This is a genomic window from Streptomyces sp. NPDC050264, from assembly GCF_040655895.1.
In the GTDB taxonomy this organism is placed as follows: Bacteria; Actinomycetota; Actinomycetes; order Streptomycetales; family Streptomycetaceae; genus Streptomyces.
On sequence record NZ_JBFAKV010000011.1, the window covers coordinates 224381 to 240711 of the forward strand.

15 protein-coding genes are annotated in these 16331 nt (G+C 68.4%); 6 read left to right on the forward strand and 9 right to left on the reverse strand.

Annotated features, from left to right (window positions below):
• Positions 1-300: 300 nt before the first annotated feature.
• The 5 genes from AB0J02_RS21880 to AB0J02_RS21900 are packed head-to-tail and all read right to left on the reverse strand — an operon-like array spanning position 301 to position 4224.
• Positions 301-1656, reverse strand: coding sequence for a cytochrome P450 (locus AB0J02_RS21880; protein WP_363195394.1), 1356 nt, complete (start codon positions 1654-1656; stop codon positions 301-303).
• A complete protein-coding gene (locus AB0J02_RS21885; RefSeq protein ID WP_363195395.1) occupies positions 1653-2258 on the reverse strand; it encodes an ATP/GTP-binding protein in 606 nt (201 codons plus the stop codon). Before AB0J02_RS21885 ends, AB0J02_RS21880 begins: the two co-directional genes overlap by 4 nt.
• Positions 2233-2628 carry a DUF742 domain-containing protein gene (locus tag AB0J02_RS21890; protein WP_363195396.1) on the reverse strand — a complete coding sequence of 132 codons (396 nt, stop codon included), beginning with the start codon at positions 2626-2628 and terminating at the stop codon, positions 2233-2235. The genes AB0J02_RS21885 and AB0J02_RS21890 overlap by 26 nt, the downstream gene beginning before the upstream one ends.
• Positions 2621-3004, reverse strand: a complete 384-nt coding sequence (locus AB0J02_RS21895) for a roadblock/LC7 domain-containing protein (RefSeq protein ID WP_363195460.1) — start codon at positions 3002-3004, stop codon at positions 2621-2623. The genes AB0J02_RS21890 and AB0J02_RS21895 overlap by 8 nt, the downstream gene beginning before the upstream one ends.
• A 20-nt stretch (positions 3005-3024) precedes the next feature.
• Positions 3025-4224 (reverse strand): ATP-binding protein, encoded by a 1200-nt coding sequence (locus AB0J02_RS21900; RefSeq protein WP_363195397.1) that lies wholly within the window; start codon positions 4222-4224, stop codon positions 3025-3027.
• A 956-nt stretch (positions 4225-5180) separates the two neighbouring features.
• Here AB0J02_RS21900 and AB0J02_RS21905 point away from each other — a divergent pair.
• The 3 genes from AB0J02_RS21905 to AB0J02_RS21915 all read left to right on the forward strand — a co-directional run bounded on the left by AB0J02_RS21905 (position 5181) and on the right by AB0J02_RS21915 (position 9026).
• The gene (locus AB0J02_RS21905) at positions 5181-5609 is read left to right on the forward strand and encodes a hypothetical protein (protein WP_363195461.1); all 429 of its coding nucleotides are present in this window, start codon (positions 5181-5183) and stop codon (positions 5607-5609) included.
• 70 nt (positions 5610-5679) lie between these two features.
• The gene (locus AB0J02_RS21910) at positions 5680-7887 is read left to right on the forward strand and encodes a hypothetical protein (RefSeq protein ID WP_363195398.1); all 2208 of its coding nucleotides are present in this window, start codon (positions 5680-5682) and stop codon (positions 7885-7887) included.
• Between the two features lie 62 nt (positions 7888-7949).
• Positions 7950-9026: a hypothetical protein gene (locus tag AB0J02_RS21915; protein WP_363195399.1), complete on the forward strand. Its 1077-nt coding sequence runs from the start codon at positions 7950-7952 to the stop codon at positions 9024-9026.
• A 124-nt stretch (positions 9027-9150) separates the two neighbouring features.
• Here AB0J02_RS21915 and AB0J02_RS21920 read toward each other — a convergent pair whose 3' ends face one another.
• Both AB0J02_RS21920 and AB0J02_RS21925 read right to left on the reverse strand, forming a co-directional pair.
• The gene (locus AB0J02_RS21920; protein ID WP_363195400.1) at positions 9151-10254 is read right to left on the reverse strand and encodes a winged helix DNA-binding domain-containing protein; all 1104 of its coding nucleotides are present in this window, start codon (positions 10252-10254) and stop codon (positions 9151-9153) included.
• Entirely contained in the window at positions 10251-11060 is an 810-nt protein-coding gene (locus tag AB0J02_RS21925) for an aldo/keto reductase (RefSeq protein WP_363195401.1), read from the reverse strand. Before AB0J02_RS21925 ends, AB0J02_RS21920 begins: the two co-directional genes overlap by 4 nt.
• 194 nt (positions 11061-11254) lie before the next feature.
• On the opposite strand from AB0J02_RS21925, the gene AB0J02_RS21930 reads away from it, so the two are divergent.
• On the forward strand, positions 11255-12262 hold the full coding sequence (locus tag AB0J02_RS21930; protein WP_363195402.1) for a WYL domain-containing protein: 1008 nt from the start codon (positions 11255-11257) through the stop codon (positions 12260-12262).
• 176 nt (positions 12263-12438) lie between these two features.
• Positions 12439-12621 (forward strand): hypothetical protein, encoded by a 183-nt coding sequence (locus AB0J02_RS21935; RefSeq protein WP_363195403.1) that lies wholly within the window; start codon positions 12439-12441, stop codon positions 12619-12621.
• A 562-nt stretch (positions 12622-13183) separates the two neighbouring features.
• Here AB0J02_RS21935 and AB0J02_RS21940 read toward each other — a convergent pair.
• Together AB0J02_RS21940 and AB0J02_RS21945 are read right to left on the reverse strand one after the other, a co-directional pair.
• Entirely contained in the window at positions 13184-14308 is a 1125-nt protein-coding gene (locus AB0J02_RS21940) for an ADP-ribosylglycohydrolase family protein (RefSeq protein WP_363195404.1), read from the reverse strand.
• A 287-nt stretch (positions 14309-14595) separates the two neighbouring features.
• Positions 14596-15225, reverse strand: a complete 630-nt coding sequence (locus tag AB0J02_RS21945) for a class I SAM-dependent methyltransferase (RefSeq protein ID WP_363195405.1) — start codon at positions 15223-15225, stop codon at positions 14596-14598.
• A 146-nt stretch (positions 15226-15371) separates the two neighbouring features.
• Here AB0J02_RS21945 and AB0J02_RS21950 point away from each other — a divergent pair, with 146 nt between their 5' ends.
• Positions 15372-16052 carry a hypothetical protein gene (locus AB0J02_RS21950; protein ID WP_363195406.1) on the forward strand — a complete coding sequence of 227 codons (681 nt, stop codon included), beginning with the start codon at positions 15372-15374 and terminating at the stop codon, positions 16050-16052.
• The last annotated feature ends 279 nt before the right edge of the window (positions 16053-16331 follow it).

Consider the following 16331-nt stretch of genomic DNA (forward strand, 5'->3'; position numbering starts at 1 on the left):
GGGGGACGTAATGTGCCGGCGGGCGAGGAGGCAAAAAGATACCCGCCGGGAGAGGCGGGTATCCGACCGTGTGGCTTGTCGGAGTCACCGCCCGTGCACGGGTTGTTCCTACTGAAAGTAGCGCGCCGATGGCCCGGGCGCTTGACTGCAGAACGTTGCGCGGAGGTCGCTGCGGGTCCCACTGCCTCTCCTTCATCTTGTGTCACTCCAGACACTCCGCGCAGTCCTACCCCAGTAGTTGATCTTTCATGCAGGCCACAGCAACTGCCTGTGTCACGTGCATCACAGCGGGTTCTACGGCTACTGGCCGGTCAGCCACTTCACGAAGCCGCTCCAGCCGCTCCGGCCCGACTTGCCCACGGGAGCCTGCGAAGCCGCGGGTCCGGGCGTGACGGGATGGTGCGCCTGACCGTGCTGTGGCACCGCCGTCGGCTGGGGCTGGGCCGCGGGACGTGGTTTGACCGCACCGAAACGAACGGGCAGGGACGCCAAGGCCCGGTTGAACGGACCGGGCCGCCAGACGAGACTGTCCGCGGGGACCGCGAGTTCGACGTCGGGCAGCGCGTTGAACAGCGCCTCCAGGCCCGTCAGGGCGATGAGCCGGGCCGGCTCCTTCGACGGGCAGGCGTGCGGGCCCGCGCTCCAGGCAAGGTGCCCGCGCGTATCGGCCCCCTGGTCCGCCAGCGCCGTGTTGGCGGCACCGAAACTCACCAGGACCAGCTCACCGGCGCGCACCTTGTCGCCGGCCACGTCCGTATCGGCGACCGGGTAGTGCGGCGCGTAGTTCGACATGGGCGGGTTGCGCCACAGGGTGTCGTCGAGCGCCTTGTCGAACTGTCCGTTGCGCGCGTACTCCTCATTGGTCAGCATCGTGTAGAAGCCGTTGCCGATGAGGTTTCCCTCCGGCTCGCCGCCCGCGCCGAGGAGCAGCACCAGGGTGTGCACCAACTCCTCGTTGCTCAGCTGCGCCGGATGCTGCATCAGGTAGGACGTGATGTCCTCACCCGGCTGGGCACGCTTCAACGCCACCAGTTCGCCGACCGCCTGGACCAGGACCTGGCTGGCCTGTTCGGCGTTGACTCCGTCGAACATGCCGGAGATACCGAACAGCACCCGGTCGCCGATCTCCGCCGGGCAGCCGAAGAGTTCGTTGAACACGTACAGGGGCAGCTGCTGAGCGTAATCCCTGAGCAGGTCGGCCGAACCGCGGGCGCTGAACTGGTTGATGAGGAAGAGAGCGGCCTGGTTGACGATCTTGCTCAGCCGGCTGTTGCTGACCCGGGTGAAGCTCTCGGTGATGGCCTGGCGCAGCCGCAGGTGCTCGGCGCCGTCGGTGAACATGCAGTTGGGCCGGTAGGACAGCAAGGGCAGGACAGGGCTGTCGGGGCTGATGTGGCCCTCGTTGAGGGCACGCCACCGGCGCGAGTCCTTGCGGAAGGTGCTCGGGTCCTGCAGAAGTTCGAGTGCCGCGCTGTAGTCCGTCACGAGGGTCGCGTCCACACCGGGGGCGATGGTGACGGGCGCCGTGGGGCCGAACTGACGCATGTACCGGTAGAACGCGTGCGGGTCGGCGGCGAACTCCGGTGTGTCGAGGGATATGCGCTGGCCGCTGCCGTGTGCGGGGCAGCCGGGCGGAGGTACGGGGGGCGTTGTCATGCGTGCTCCAGGGCGGCGCGCTTCTGCAGGTAGCGGACCATGGTGATCAGTGCGTTCACGGACGACTCTTTGTCGCGTGCGTCGATGGTGACGACCGGGGTGTCGGGCAGCAGGTCGAGCGCTTCCCGCACCGCTTCGGGTGTGTGTTCCGTGCCGCCGTCGAACTGATTGATGGCGACAGCGAAGTCGAGGCCGTAGGTCTCGATCAGATCCATGACTTCGAAGCTGTCGGCCAGTCGCTCGGGGTCCACCAGGACCAGGGCCCCCAGCGCTCCGCGGGCCATGTCGTCCCACAGGTTGACGAACCGCTGCTGTCCCGGTGACCCGAACAGGTAGAGCACGATGCGCTCACTGAGCGTCAGGCGGCCGAAGTCCAGGGCGACGGTGGTGGTGGTCTTCCCCTGTACTCCCTTGAGGTCGTCCACCTTCTCGGAGAGGCTCGTCATGTGTTCTTCGGTGGACAGCGGCGTGATTTCGGAGAGAGAGCCGATCAACGTGGTCTTGCCGACCGCGAAGTGCCCGACGACCAAGACCTTCACCGCGGTCTGCTCCGAACCGCTGCGCACGTACGCGTCCTCAGCCAGAGAGGGCCTTGAGGCCATCGAGCACCTCCTGAAGAAGATTCTTGTCGGCGAGACGAGCCGTGGGCACCGGCGCACGGGTGATCAGATAGCCCCCCTCGGCGAGGGAACTGAGCAGAACTTTGACGACGCCGAGAGGCAGCTGGGAGTGCGCGGCGATCTCGGCAACCGAGAGATAGCCGCTCGAGCACATCTCCAGGACCTGCTGCTCCTCAGGGGAGAGCCGCTGGGGACGCTGCCGCTGGTCGGTGGCCGTCGTGACGAGCGTGATGAGCGAGAACTCGTTCTCGTCGGGCAGGTTACGTCCACGGGTGATGACGTAGGGCCGGACTAATTCTCCGGCCTCGGGCTCGGGCTCGGACTCGGACTCGGAACGGCCGGTGTCAGTCATGAGCGGCGACCGTGTCTTCGCGGCGGCCTGTCGACATCGCCTTGCCCAGTCGGCTGACGAGCTGCTGCATCCGGTACGTGATGTCTCCCATGTCGACATCGGCGGACGCCGCCACGGCGAGGTAGGAGCCGCCACCCGCCGCGTTCAGGAAGACCCAGCCGCCGTCGAACTCGATGAGGGTCTGTCGCCAATTCACACTGGTGTCACCGCAGAAGAAGGCGACGGACCGGCTGAGGGACTGCAGTCCACTCACGGCAGCGGCGACCTTGTCGGCCTCGTCCCGACCGAGCTCCGACGTGCGGGACATCTGCAAGCCGTCGGCAGAGATCAGGACTGCGTGCAGGGCTTTGGGAATCGCCAACGCGTCCTCGAGCATCCAGGACAGCTCGTCGCTACTCACGGGGCATCGGTTCCTTTGTGTGAATCGGCAGGACTGGACTCGTGTTCGACGGCCGGCACCCCCGCACTTCGGCCGTCGACAGTGCCGCGCTGAAAGGCCCCCATGGCCGCCACCCTTGCCTCCGCCGACCGGGCGGGCGGCGGAGATGAGGCGACCTGCTTGTCGGACACGAGCGCCATGGCGCGCCTGTTCCTTCGTTTGGGCAGCCCGTCGGCTGTCTCCGCAGGACCCGAACCGTTGCCCCTCGGGCCGGAGTCGGTCGCCAGCGCTGCACTGGGCCTCTTCGGCTCCGGCGCATCGGTCAGCAGGTCCTTCGGCACCATCACCACCGCGCGAACGCCCCCATAAGGGGATGTGCTGTCAATGGTGACCGTGAATCCGAAGCGAGCACACAACGCCCCGATCACCGCGAAACCGAACGCGGGAGGGTTGCCGAGCTCGGCGACGCTCACCGCGGACTCACTGGCCAGGAGGACCGAGGCGTTCGTCTTCTCCTCCTCGCTCATCCCGACGCCCGCGTCGTCGATCACGATGCAGATACCCCTGGGTACCGTCCGCACGTTGATCTCGACCATGGACGACGGCGCCGAATAGCTGGTGGCGTTGTCGAGCAGTTCGGCGACCGTCAGCGCGACCGGCTCGACCGCGCGGCTGGCCACTGCGAAGTCCACCTGCGAGAGGACGTCGACGCGTTGGTAGTGCCGGATGCGGCCCTGCGCGCCGCGGATCACGTCATAGACCGACGCCGCCTCCCGCTGCCTGCCGAGCCACCCTCCGCACAGCACGGCGATCGACTGGGCGCGCCTGTTGAACTGAGCGTTCATGTGGTCGACGTCCAGCAGATCCTGCAGCACGGCCGAGTCGCCGTACTTGCTCTGCAGCCCGGAGATGGCCCGCTGCTGCTCCGCCGCGAGGCCCTGGAGTGTCTGCATCGCGGACTTCAGTACGGTGTTTGTGGCGTTCTCCGCCTCTTCCTTGGCCTGCCGGACAACCTCGTCGTAGCCGCTCCGTAGCTCTTCGAGGGTGGATTCGAGGTGAGCGTAGCTGCCCTGGAGTGCACCTATCTCGCCCTCGACGCCCTGCTTCTGACGGCGTAACGCTTTGATCGTTTTTCGCTGGCGAACGACAACCGTGGTCGCGACAGGGACGCCGGCAGCAAGCGCCCAGACTGTCGGATCCTGCCAAAAATTCGTCATGTGACTCTCTTTGAGCGGCTGGAGTCCAGCTCCCGGAATCTATCCATGCGGGCCCTCGGCTACGGGCAGCCTTCACCACCCGGAGAGCCCCTGGCTGTAGCCACCATCGAGGAGAAAGCCCACGTGGCATGTGCCCGAAATCGTATCACCGGACGATCATGATGCCCCGTCAAGTGAGCCTCGAAGTAGCCTCGTTGGCGAGAAACAGCTGTAGGACATCGTGGAGAAAGTGTGATAATGAGGTGGAGGCCACGTAACGTCTGGTGGCGCCGCAAGGACATCACCCTCACCGAGACGCCTGCCACGGGCATCCTCTCTCCTACGGCCCGTCCGGCCGGAAGAGGGCTGACACGACGTCGGCGAGTGCCGGGTCACCGCCCCTTTGATCGATGGCGTCGAGGCGTTCGCCCGGCCGACTCGGCCGACCCGAGCGCCGGGCAACGCGCGTCCCGCGGACCTCTGGGGGCCCGCAGGTCGTATGGAGCTTCTGAACATCCGCCTTCGCTCGACGGTCTCGTCGGGCCGAGGGTCGTGAGGCTCAATTTCGACGACCGCCGCGGCTGCCTTGCGGGCGCGGATCCGGTCGGTGAGCATCGCGACGCTGTCGGGCCGACCGTCGTCCGAGGAGGCGAGGACGGTGACACCTACGCGCAGCTCACGGCCGGGGTCGCCACCGTGTACCGCGGCATGTGCGACCCCAACTACCGTGCAGACAAGGCCAATCGAGGCGCCGGGCGCCCGGTCCGTGCCCCGTTCAAGCGGCGCCCTCGCCCTTCACCTCGCGACCGCGTCAGGCCGAAAGGCATAGTGTTGCCCGCAGCGGTAGCGGCAGTCCTCGTCGGGCGAAGCCGTCGGCAAAATCCGGCGCCTCCGCCCGCCTTTGCTGCCACACCCGGGCAGTTCACGTATCCAAATGAAGACGCAAGGCCCATCGCTCGAGGGGGAGAGTGGAAGCCATGGCCACAACGGGGCACGACTCGACACGGATGCAGCTCAACCAGATTCCCGCCGACCCCGAGGGCACGGCGAATCCTCCTGGTGTTTCAGGCGGTCGGAAGGACCTGGCCTCGTCGCCTGCCGAGAAGCGGGCCGCGGCCGCGGCGATCGAGCAGCACATCGAGCCGGACACGAAGAAGTCCGGGGACTACGCCGACGAGCAGACCGGTGCGGTCGTCAAGGCGTTCGACGCCAAGGACGGTCATGGCTGGGTGACTTCCTCCGCGGTGAAGAAGGCGCACAAGAAGTGGGACGAGCAGGTGCAAAGCCTGATGAAGAGGCTTGCATCGGAGAAGGGTGCCCTGCGGGGCGCCAACAACGTCCTGCAGGGCACGGACTTCGGTGTCCGCACCCAGGTGGGCGCCTCGTCATCGCTGGATGCGTTCTGAGCCCATCGGGCTCAGCTCCATTGCCGACTCAGCCGTACCAGGGGGAATCATGCCGACGTATCACGAGATCATGAGCACAGACCTGTCCACGCTCAGCACCGCCGCCGAGCGGTGGGACGGCATGGCCAAGGAGTTCCACAAGCAGGAGACCGCGTATCGCCGGGACGTGCACGGCATATCCATGGGCCCTACGTGGTCCGGACTGAGCGCGGATGCCGCCAACCGCACCTTCGACATCACGCTCAAGGAATTCCAGAACGCCCAGGTCGAGAGCAAGGCGATCGCCTCCCTCTTCCGTGACGCACATACACAGTTCGTGGATCTTCACAAGAAGCTGAAGACGTCTCGGGACGAAGCGGTCAAGGCCGGCATGCTGGTGTCGGACCAGGGCGTCGTCACGTACGACTACAGCAAGCTCACCCAGAGCGAACATCAGGCGCTGGCCCACGACCCCGACTATCAGGAGAGCGTCAGGACGTCCGTCGCCTCGTGGCAGCAGCGCATCGATCAGTGCGTGAAGGACGTGAGCGACGCCGACGACGGAGTCGAGATCGCTTTCAACGCCGTCGTGATCGACTCCGTCGCCACCGACGGCACGACGAACGGGTTCAACGGCCAGGCGCAGGGCGACATCGAGAAGTACGAGGCCGACGAGGCCAAGGACATCGCGACGCGCGTCGACTCGGGCAAGGCAACTGCGGCTGATTACAAGGAACTTCAGCGGCTCTTCCGCGACAACTCGGACGACAAGGCGTTCAGTCGGACCCTGCTCAATGACCTCGGCGCGCGGGGGACGCTGGAGCTGTCCAACAACCTCGAAAGCCTCGGGCACTACGACGACAAGAAGAACGCCGGCCGGTACACGGACCTCGGACACGGGCTGGCGATGACGCTGGCCACCGCGACCCGCGACCCGAACTCCGCGTTCTACAAGGACTTCCGTGCGGACATGCAGAAGGCGGGAGCCGCGCAGTTCACGGTGGACGGCCTCAGCCCGATCCCGGACGAGAAGGTCCGCGGCTACCAGAGCCTGGTCACGCTGATGCAGCAGGGGAACGGCTATTCCGGGCAGTTCCTGGAGGACACCGCGGACGACATCCGCAAGGCGGAGGAGTCGTACACGGGCAAGGGCCACACCGAATCCATCTGGTCGCTGCGGGACGATTTCAGCGGCAAGGACCGCGGCTGGTTCGCCAACGACCCGCTCGACGGCGTCCTCGGCATCATGTCCGAGGACCCGAAGACCAGCACCGAGTACCTGGATCCGGCGCACAACGACAACTTGAAGTACCTGCTGCACGGGCGGGACTGGGACACCGTCGTCGACCACTACGCGACTCCGCCCGGCGGCACCACGACGGGCATGCCGGTCATGGCGGAGGACGGAGACGTCCGCAGGGGGTTCGGCGCCGCTCTGGAGGCCGCCACGACGGGCGAAGCCCCGGGCAGCTACCACGAGGCCGGACAGCACACCGAGCCGCAGGCCCGCATCCTGCAGAACACCATCAACACCCTGTACTCGGACGATCAGGCGCAGAAGCTTCCGACGAACCTGGCCAAACCCCTGGCGCACGTGCTGACTTCGTACGCCCCCGACACGCACGAGATCTACGCGGAGTCGTCATCGAAGTACGACGTCGACTGGGACAGCTCGGGTTCTGTCTGGAGCGACAAGGACGGTGCGCACATGACGGTGGGGCATCAACGCCTCGCGGCCGTCATGAGAGGTGTGGCCGACGACCCGGAGGCCTTCGGACATCTCTACGGAGCTGAACAGCAGTACTCGAACCATGTGTTGTCCGGCATTCCCGCAGACGCCGGTGACAAGACGATCCATGACCGCATCGTCGAGTCCTCACGCGCCATGGGCGCCTACGACGGCATACGGTCGGACATCATCTTCGACGAACGGTTCAAGAAGACGCAGTGGGCCGCCGACTTCAACCACGGGATCGGCACCGGTTTCAGCACGGCACTCATGTTCAACCCCGTCGCCGATATCACTCCTGCCGGAGACCTCACGTCGAAGGCGATCGACGTGTGGGCGTACGAGTCCAACAAGGAACACACCGCCGAGGCGAACCTTGAAGCCACCAAGGAGAACGCCAAGACCTACGACGCCGGTCAGAACGATGTCGAGAAAATGGTCAGGGCCTGGGGTGACAGCCGCGGTCATGGCATCGACAGCGACTGGACGAAGTACTACCTCCACGCGGGCCAGGAAGACTACGCACACGGCCGTGACCGAACACTGAACACACTCCGCTCCGATCGCTGACCCGGCACCGGCACGGCCCCGACAGAATGAGCCCGACACCTATGAATTCCGGAATCCGACGTATGCGTGCAGGCTGGTACGCGCTGGCACTCGTTCTGTCGCTGGGGATCGTGGCACTGGTGCTGTACAGCACCGGTACGTTCGATCAGTGGAGCGATGACCGATCCCTCGATCAGGCATGTGACGGCACGCTGTCTCAGGACGGGCTCGACGCGGCTCTGCGTTCGTCGAGCCTGAGCGCCGACTCCGAGGGCGACGGCGATCACCTGGCCGCGTGCCGCGTCCGCAACGCGAAGACGGGAGCGCAGGCCGGCGCCGTGGAGCTGACGCTGCGCTGGAGCAGTGCCACTCCCTCCTCCGGAGAGCTCTCCTGGTACAACAAGGACTACAACGGAGTGCGAGCGCAGGCCGTGCCTCTGGGCAACGGGTGGTCCGGCATCGCCCGGCGCCAGGGCGCCTGGCAGGTCATGGTCGCGCTGGACTGCGTGAACGAGAAGAAGAAGGCCCTGGTCGCCTACGGAGATCTGACCGGCACGGCGAACAACGCGACGCTGACCGGTCTCGCCCGGGTGACCACCGAGACCGCGCAGAACGCTGCCGAGAAGCACGGCTGCCAGGTGAAGCCCGGCAAGCGGCTCACCGAGGTGTCCACCTCCCGGCTGGGCACGCCCGACACCGCCACACCGCTGGACCAGGCGCAGGGCTCATGCACGGCACTGCGAAAGCTCGCGCCGACAGCAGCACGCAACGGTGCGCCCGAAGCCATGGAGTACCCCGCGGACGCGCACACCCCACAGGTGAACTGCTACCTCGCGACGCCGGACAAGAAGCCCGGATACGGCCTGTACGCCTACTACGGCGCCGCCGCCGAGGACTTCCTCGCGAGCGAGGGCGACAACCTCAAAAAGGGTTACGGCCCCACACACAGCGACAAGGACTACTCCTGGGCCACCGCACAGTGCCCTCAGTCGACCCAGCCCGCCGTGTTCGTGCTCTACCACCTCCTCGACGGGGACACCGACACCTATCCAATCGCTCACCACTCCGCCGAGTTCGCCACGTCGGCGCTCAGTACTTTCGCCGGCCATGAGGCACAAGTGCGCGGCTGCGCCGATGTGCACATGGGCTCTGTGCCGTAGCCCGCGTCGAAGGGCGGAGGGCAGATTCCGGAAGCTCCCGCGGCATCCGGCACCGCCGTGCTCGCAACGGCATCGAGTCGTCCCAACGCCTGGGCGGGGTTCGCGAACACGGCCCAGGACGCGGTCAGTCGGGGAATCCTGCGATCTCGGCGCGATCGCTGTCCTGGTCCGAGAGGAACGAGGCCAGTGCCTGCCCTTGTTCGGCGACCTCGGAGCGTTCGGCTGGGGTGAGGCGGCGCAGCGGGGTGACGGTGACGGTGGCGTCCCGGTCGACGTTCCAGGTCGCGGCGACGCGCCCGTCGACCAGGACGACGCGCTCACCGGCGACCGACAGGCCGCGGTGGGCGTCGTCGATGATCCTGCCGCGATACCGGTAGCCGAGGATCGCGCTGTCGAAGGCCGGCAGGAACCGCACCGGGGCAGGGGTGTCGGGGCCGGGGCGCGGGGCGTCCGGCAGGTCCAGCAATTCCCTTCCACGCTCGTCGCGGAAGCCGGCCAACTCCGCGCGCACCGCGGCCACCGCGGCGGGCAACCCGGCCAGGCCGCTCCAGGCACGCAGATCGGCCGAGGTGGCGGGCCCGTACGCGGCCAGGTAGCGCCGTACGAGGGCTTGGCCCACCGGGTCGGAGCCGTCCTGGGCGGGTGGGGCGATCTCACGGCCGAGCCATGCGGAGAGCAGTACATTGCGCACCCCGGCCTTGGTGCGCCACAGCCCGCGTGGCGGGATCTGCACCACGGGGACCAGTGCGGCGATCAGCATCTCGCCCAGCGCGCGCCGTCCCGCCGCCGGCCACCGCCCTTCGACGCCCCGCACCAGCTCGCTCATGGTGCGGGGCTCGGCGTCGGCCAGCAACTCCCGGCCCGCCGCGGCGAGTTCTTCGAGATCGACGCCGGTGAGCTCGTGGCGGTAGGTTCCCAGAACCCGCTGGCGCAGCATGGCGTCGTGGCGGGACCGCCAGGCCAGGGCGTCGTCAGCGGTGACGAGGTGGATGGTGCGGCGCATGAGATGGGTGCGCACCACGCGCCGACCGGTCAGCAGACCGGAAAGGTGCGACGGGTCGAAAGCGCGCAGCCGCGACCAGAGTCCGATGAACGGTTCCTGCGGCTCCTGTGCCTGCAGACCGCCGAGGTGAGCGACGGCGTCCTCTACCGGCATGTCGGCCGGTTCGAGCAGCAGTTGCCGGGCGAGTGTCGCGCGGCCCAGTTCCCTGTCGGTCAGGACGGTCATGCGCTCACCACCGCCCGTTCCCCGGCCTGACGCCGCCGCAATGCCGACTGTGCGAGGGATGGTGGCACGTGGGCGACATCGAGCGGGCCGACATCGGTGCCCGGCGGGACGATCGTGTCGATCCGGTCGAGGAGTTCGTCGTCGGGTGTGGCCGTCGCACCCGCGAGCAGGTCGTCGAGGTGTGCCACGGTGCGGGGGCCGATGACGGCCGCGGTGACACCGGGGTGGGTGGCGGCGAACGCCATCGCCATGTGGGTCAGCGACAGACCGGCCTGCTCGGCGAGTACGAGGAGCTGCTCGACGGCGTCCAGTTTGCGCTGGTCGGTCAGGTGCTGGGGCACCCACTTCATGCGTGCGGCGTGTGCGCCGGACGGACGTCCTCTGCGGTGGCGGCCGGTGAGCGGGCCCATGGCCAGCGGGCTCCACACCAACGTGCCCATGCCGTAGCGCTCGCAGACCGGCAGTACCTCGCGCTCGATGGCACGGTTGAGGATCGAGTAGGGCGGCTGCTCGGTGCGGAACCGCTCCAGCCCGCGCCGCTCCGCCGCCCAGTGCGCAAGGAAGAACGCGTCCTCGCCCTGGTCCCACGGCTGGCTCGCTGGGACGTCATGGGCCATCACCCGGAATCCGTTCTCGGCGGCGACCTGGCCCCACATCACCTGCTCCGCCTCCGCCGGGTCCTGGATGTTGCCGGCGTCCTTGTAGGTGACCACGGCCAGGTGCCCGTCGAAGACGGACTGGTAGAAGGTCAGTGCGGCGCGGGCGTCGCCACGGAAGTTCAGGTGGGTCACTGCCTTGACGGACATGGTTGGGCTCCTCGCCTCTTGTAAACACAGATTTGGATGGTCACTGCTCACTGATCGCTGGTCACGCGTCCCGGCCCCAGGCCCCGTGAGGCGCATCGGCTCCGGCTCCGGCTCCGGCTCCGGCCCGGTTCGGTGACCACAGTTCCAGCAGAAGCGGTCAGGGTGTGACCTCTTCTCGGGACACCATGGAGACCATGCAGAAGACTTCCGCGCGGCTGCTGTCGCTGCTCTCCTTGCTCCAGACGCGCCGGGACTGGCCGGGGGCGCTGCTGGCCGAGCGGCTGGACATCAGCCCGCGCACCATGCGCCGCGACGTCGACCGCCTGCGCGAACTCGGCTACCCCATCGTGACCAGCAAGGGCCCGGACGGCGGATACCGGCTCGGCGCGGGCACGCAGCTGCCCCCGTTGTTGTTCGACGACGAGCAGGCCGTCGCCCTGGCCATCGCACTCCGGATCGCCACCACCAGCGGCGCCGGCATCGAGGAAGCCGCGGCCCGCGCGCTGAACACCGTCCGACAGGTCATGCCCGCCCGACTGCGCCACCGGATCGACGCCCTCCACGTCACCGCCGTCGAACGGCCCAGGCCCCGCCCGGCCCCGCAGGTCGACAGCACCGTGCTCATGACCCTCGGCGCCGCCGTCCACGCCCGCGAGACGCTGCGCTTCGACTACGCCTCCGCATCTGCGCGGGACACCGGCGACGACAGCGCACACTTGCCTCCACCGCGCCGGGCGGAGCCCCACCACCTGATCACCTGGGGCGGCCGCTGGTACCTCGTCGCCTGGGACCTCGACCGCGAGGACTGGCGCACCTTCCGCGCCGACCAGATCACCCCGCGCTCCCCCACCGGACCGCGCTTCTCCCCGCGCGAACTGCCCGGGGGCGACGTGGCCGCCTTCGTCGCCGACAGGTTTCTGGGGGCGAACCGCTCCGGTGACTGGCCCTGCCGCGGCGAGGTGCTCCTCGACCTGCCCGCCTCCCACGTGGCCCCGTACGTCCACGACGGAGTCGTCGAGGAACGCGGGCCGCACCACTGCCGACTCATTCTGGGCTCGTGGTCATGGCCTGCCCTCGCCGCCACCCTCGGCAGGTTCGACGCCGACATCGAAGTCGTCGGCCCCGCAGAACTCAAAGACGCCTTCGCCCACTTGGCCCGCCACTACGCCGACGCCGCGACCGAGTCTTCCTCACACGGGTGAACCGGGCACGGGGCGGCCGCAGTCGGCATCGGCGTCACCCAGGCAGTCCAGGCAGTCCAGGAGGAACTGCAGTCACACCCCGGGCTGACAACCGCCATCCAGGCGCGCAACTCTGCGAGGCATCGCCGGAGGCCAGAGACGCCGACTGCGTCGGCTCCATCCAGCGTCTGTACGGCGTGGGCCTGCCCAGCGACCTGATCCATACGGTGGTCCAGGAGTGGAAACTCCCCGCCTCCGCGCCCCGGATCGAGGCTCTTCTGCGTACGCGGCACGCCCAACTCTCCGTAGAGGCGAAGGAACTGCATGCCAAGCCGACGGGCCTGGAAGCCGTGCTGAACGCGGTGACCGGCAACAGCTGACTTGCCCTTCACACCAGTGTGAACGCCCACCTTCCTGGCGAAGGCCTCGGACAGACGAGGGCCGGTACAGGAATGGAATGGCGGACAGGTGTGCTTCCGGTTCGACCGCGGCCTCATCGACCGCATCGAGGAGTACTTCAACGTCGTACCGATCAACGAGTCCATGCCGTCGTCCGGATCGCCCGACCAGCGCTGATCACGGGTTGCAAGGGTGACGGTGCCGCGGTGGTCGTACGCAAGCGAGTTCTGCGCAATCGAGTGCTGTACCCGAGGTCGGACTCCACCGTCGGCTGGCCCCGACACAGGCGACGTCGGGAGCGGCAGTCGACGGCTGGTGGTGTCCTTGAGTCACTGGGTGAGCGGTCTCCGCTACGACCCCTCCGCGTAGGTCCACGGACGAGGCCGCGGCAAGTGGGCCGCGCCGCCAGCCGCCCGAGTACAGACGGGAGCACCCTGGACGCCGCCGTGTGCGTCCACTTCGCAGGCGCCGACCTGGACAGCGTGCTGGTCGCGGCGCTCGAATCCGAACGCGCCCGACCACCAGGCGCAGAGTCGGGGGGCGTCACCAGCCGGGATAGCGGTTCCACCAGCTCGGGTCCCAGCCTTGGACGTACTCGCTGCCGCTGGGCGAGTCGTCGAATTCCAGCACCAGGTCGCGGGCCAGGGTGTCCAAGACCCAGGCCAGTTCATGTCGGGCGACCAGGTCGACCGGCAGTGCCTCGACGCCGTGGACCGCTCCGAGAAGCGCACCGGCGACGCAGGCGACCGACTCGCCGTCGGGGGCGCCCGCCGCGAACTCCAGCGCGGCCCGGAAGTCGGCGCGGTCGGGGAACGCGGCCGCTGTGTAGATGCCTCCCAGCAGGGCCGAGGGCGCGGTGGCGTCCGGCGCCAGTCGCGCCAGGCGTCCCGCGTCCGCCGGCTCGTCGACCGCATGCCGCAACGCCGCTGCCAGACGGCTGTGTTCGTCGTCCGTGAGGGGCCCGCCGATGGAGGGCAGCGCGGTGATGCCGGCGTGCAGCGCGTTGCGGACGGACTCACCGGACCGGGTGGACAGGTTGTACGGGGTGGTGCCTTCCGGAAGAGGGTGGGTCAGGCAGTGGTGCGCCAGCACGGTCGCGTGGACGGTGGCGGCCTGCGCGGCCGGATCGCCGTGCGTGAGTCCGGCCAGCGCGCCGGCCTGGAAGATCCCTCCCTGTCCGGCGACCGCGACGGGAAGGCTCCGGGTCAGCGCGTGACAGCCCCGGCTCGCAGTGGCTGTCAGGTCCACGCCCTTCTCCACCCGGGACAGGGCCGCCACCGTCGCCGGTGCGCTGCCACGCCGCTCGGCCAGAGCGGGCACGTCCGCGAGCCAGCCGTCCGGCCACACCGAGGTGCCGTACATATTCCAGCGGCGCTGCATCCTCTCCCGCTCGATGCCCTGCAGGTGAGCCCACCTGCAGTAGGAGTGCAGGACCACGCCCGGCGCGTAGCAGACCCCCCTGTGGTGCCCCCGCACCTGCGCGCGGATGACCCCCTCGGCGGTGAAGCAGGCCAGCTGTGTACTGACACCGGCCCGCAGCGGCCCCCCAGCCGACAAGCTGCCCCGGCTCCCTCCCACCGTCTCCCCGAGCGCCAGGCCCAGCATCATTCCCCGTACGCGGGACTGCCGGGTGAAGAGTTCTCTCTGGTGGTCCTTCTCATGCGGCACGGCGGTGCGTCCCTCTGCTGGAGTACGGATTCGGGTGTCGGGATTCGGCGGTGCCGGGCGGACCGATGGTCGCGCCCAACGGTAGGCGTCGGCGACCTCGTCGTACGGGCACGGTAGTGGCTCCAGTTCGGCGCGCATCGGGTGCGGACGCTCCACGCCACCGGACTGGGGAGCCCAACAGCCGCGACACCGGGTCGCGCCGGACGAGTCTCTCGCGGAAGGGCGTCGGGGCGGGGACCGCACCGCCTTGGGCTGGGCACCACACCGATATCGCATCAGCGCTGACCTCAGGGGCGGCGGGCCAGCACGTGGGCGTCGAGGAAGCCTCGCTCGGAGGCCGGGTCGTGGAGCAGCCGGGCAACCGTGACGAGCCCGGCCCGGGCCAGCAACTGTGCAAGCTGATCCACCGGCCAGCTGTAGGCGGGCGCCACCTTGTGATCGAAGCGAACCGGCTCCGCTCCCTCGGTCCCGAAGAACGACACCATAAGCAGGCCGCCCGGCATCAGGACACGCACCAACTCGGCGAGCAACGCGGGCACTTCCGCAGGCGGAGTATGGATCATCGAGTAGTGGGCCAGCACTCCGCCGAGCGCGCCGTCCTCGACCGGCAGCGCCTCCATGCTCCCTACGTGGAACCGCAGCGCCGGATGGGCGCGCCGGGCATGGTCGACCATGCCCGAGGAGAGGTCGAGGCCGAAGGCGTCCAAACCCAAGTCGTGCAGCAGGGCCGTCAGATGTCCGGGCCCGCACCCGACGTCGGCCGCCCGCAGGTTCCCGGTCCCACGCACCAGCTCGGCGAAGGTGCCGAGCATGTTCCGCGCGAACGGCTGCGTCTCCAACCGGTTGGCGAACATCGACGCATACAGCCCGACGACGTCGTCGTAGGCCGCGCTGGTCTCGCTCTGGTGTTCCCCCATGGAAGGACGCTAGCACCGACGCCACACAGAGCCGTTCGCCGGCACCACACCATCCTCTCCGTGCCGAGCCCTGTGCGTCACCCGCCGTCACGGACACGCACGGTGTCCGCCCGCAGTACAGCGGCTGGCTTCTGGCGGGGCTTTCCGTGGGCAGCATCATCGGCGCGCCGGTCCTCGGCAGGCTGCCCGGCTCCTGCGTCACCCGGCTGCCGATCCCGCTCGTGCTGCTCGTGCTGCTCGCCGTCGGCATGTGCGCGGTCGGCACGGCCATGTTCTTGGGCCCGGTGGCAGTGGCTGCGGTCAGCGTTCCGGCCGGTCTCGCCATCGGTTCGGTCTTCGCCCGCTTCTTCACTGTCCTCGGAGCGGCGGCACCGCCGGGCGTCGACCATGAGGTCCCGGGCTGGGCCAACAGCATGACCACCATCGGATTCGCCGCGGGCTCCTGCGGCGGGGCCGCACCGGCCGACGCGCTCGGCACACCGGCCCTGCTGCTCTACTCCCCCTCGCCGCCGTCCTGGCCGCGTGCCTGGCGACATGGTCCGCAACGGCCGGAGCCCGGGCCTGAGGCGACCGCGTACATCTGTGCGGTCCTCTCCCGGCGACCGCCGAGAACATCTCCTCGCGACGCCGGACGAACGACGGGCCGGGGAACGCCGACCACTCCCGCACTCGTAGCAACGGACAAGGAGTACGTCATGGCGCGCCGAACCGACCTCCCGCCAAAGGGAGTTGAGTCCCAGAAGTGCGATGTCGACGACACCGCTCATGGGCCCTGTACCGCCCCAGAAACGCTCCACGTAGTACGCGCTCGGCACTACACCCGCTGAGTCGCCTCTCTCGCTGTTCTGGCGCTCACCGCACAGTTCACGTACGGCCTGCTCGCGAACCCGGTCCGGGAATGGCGCGTCTTCACCTCGTACCTGTTGTCCGAAGCGATCGCCAACGCGGCCGGTGCCACCTTGCAACTCACCCTGTACGCGACTCCGTTGGGATTCTCGCTCGGCACGGTGCTCGCGTTCATGCGGCTCTCGCACGGCCCTGTTCCGCGGACGCGCCCGGACCTACATCTGGGTCTTCCGCTCCATCCCGATGATCGTCCAGCTCGT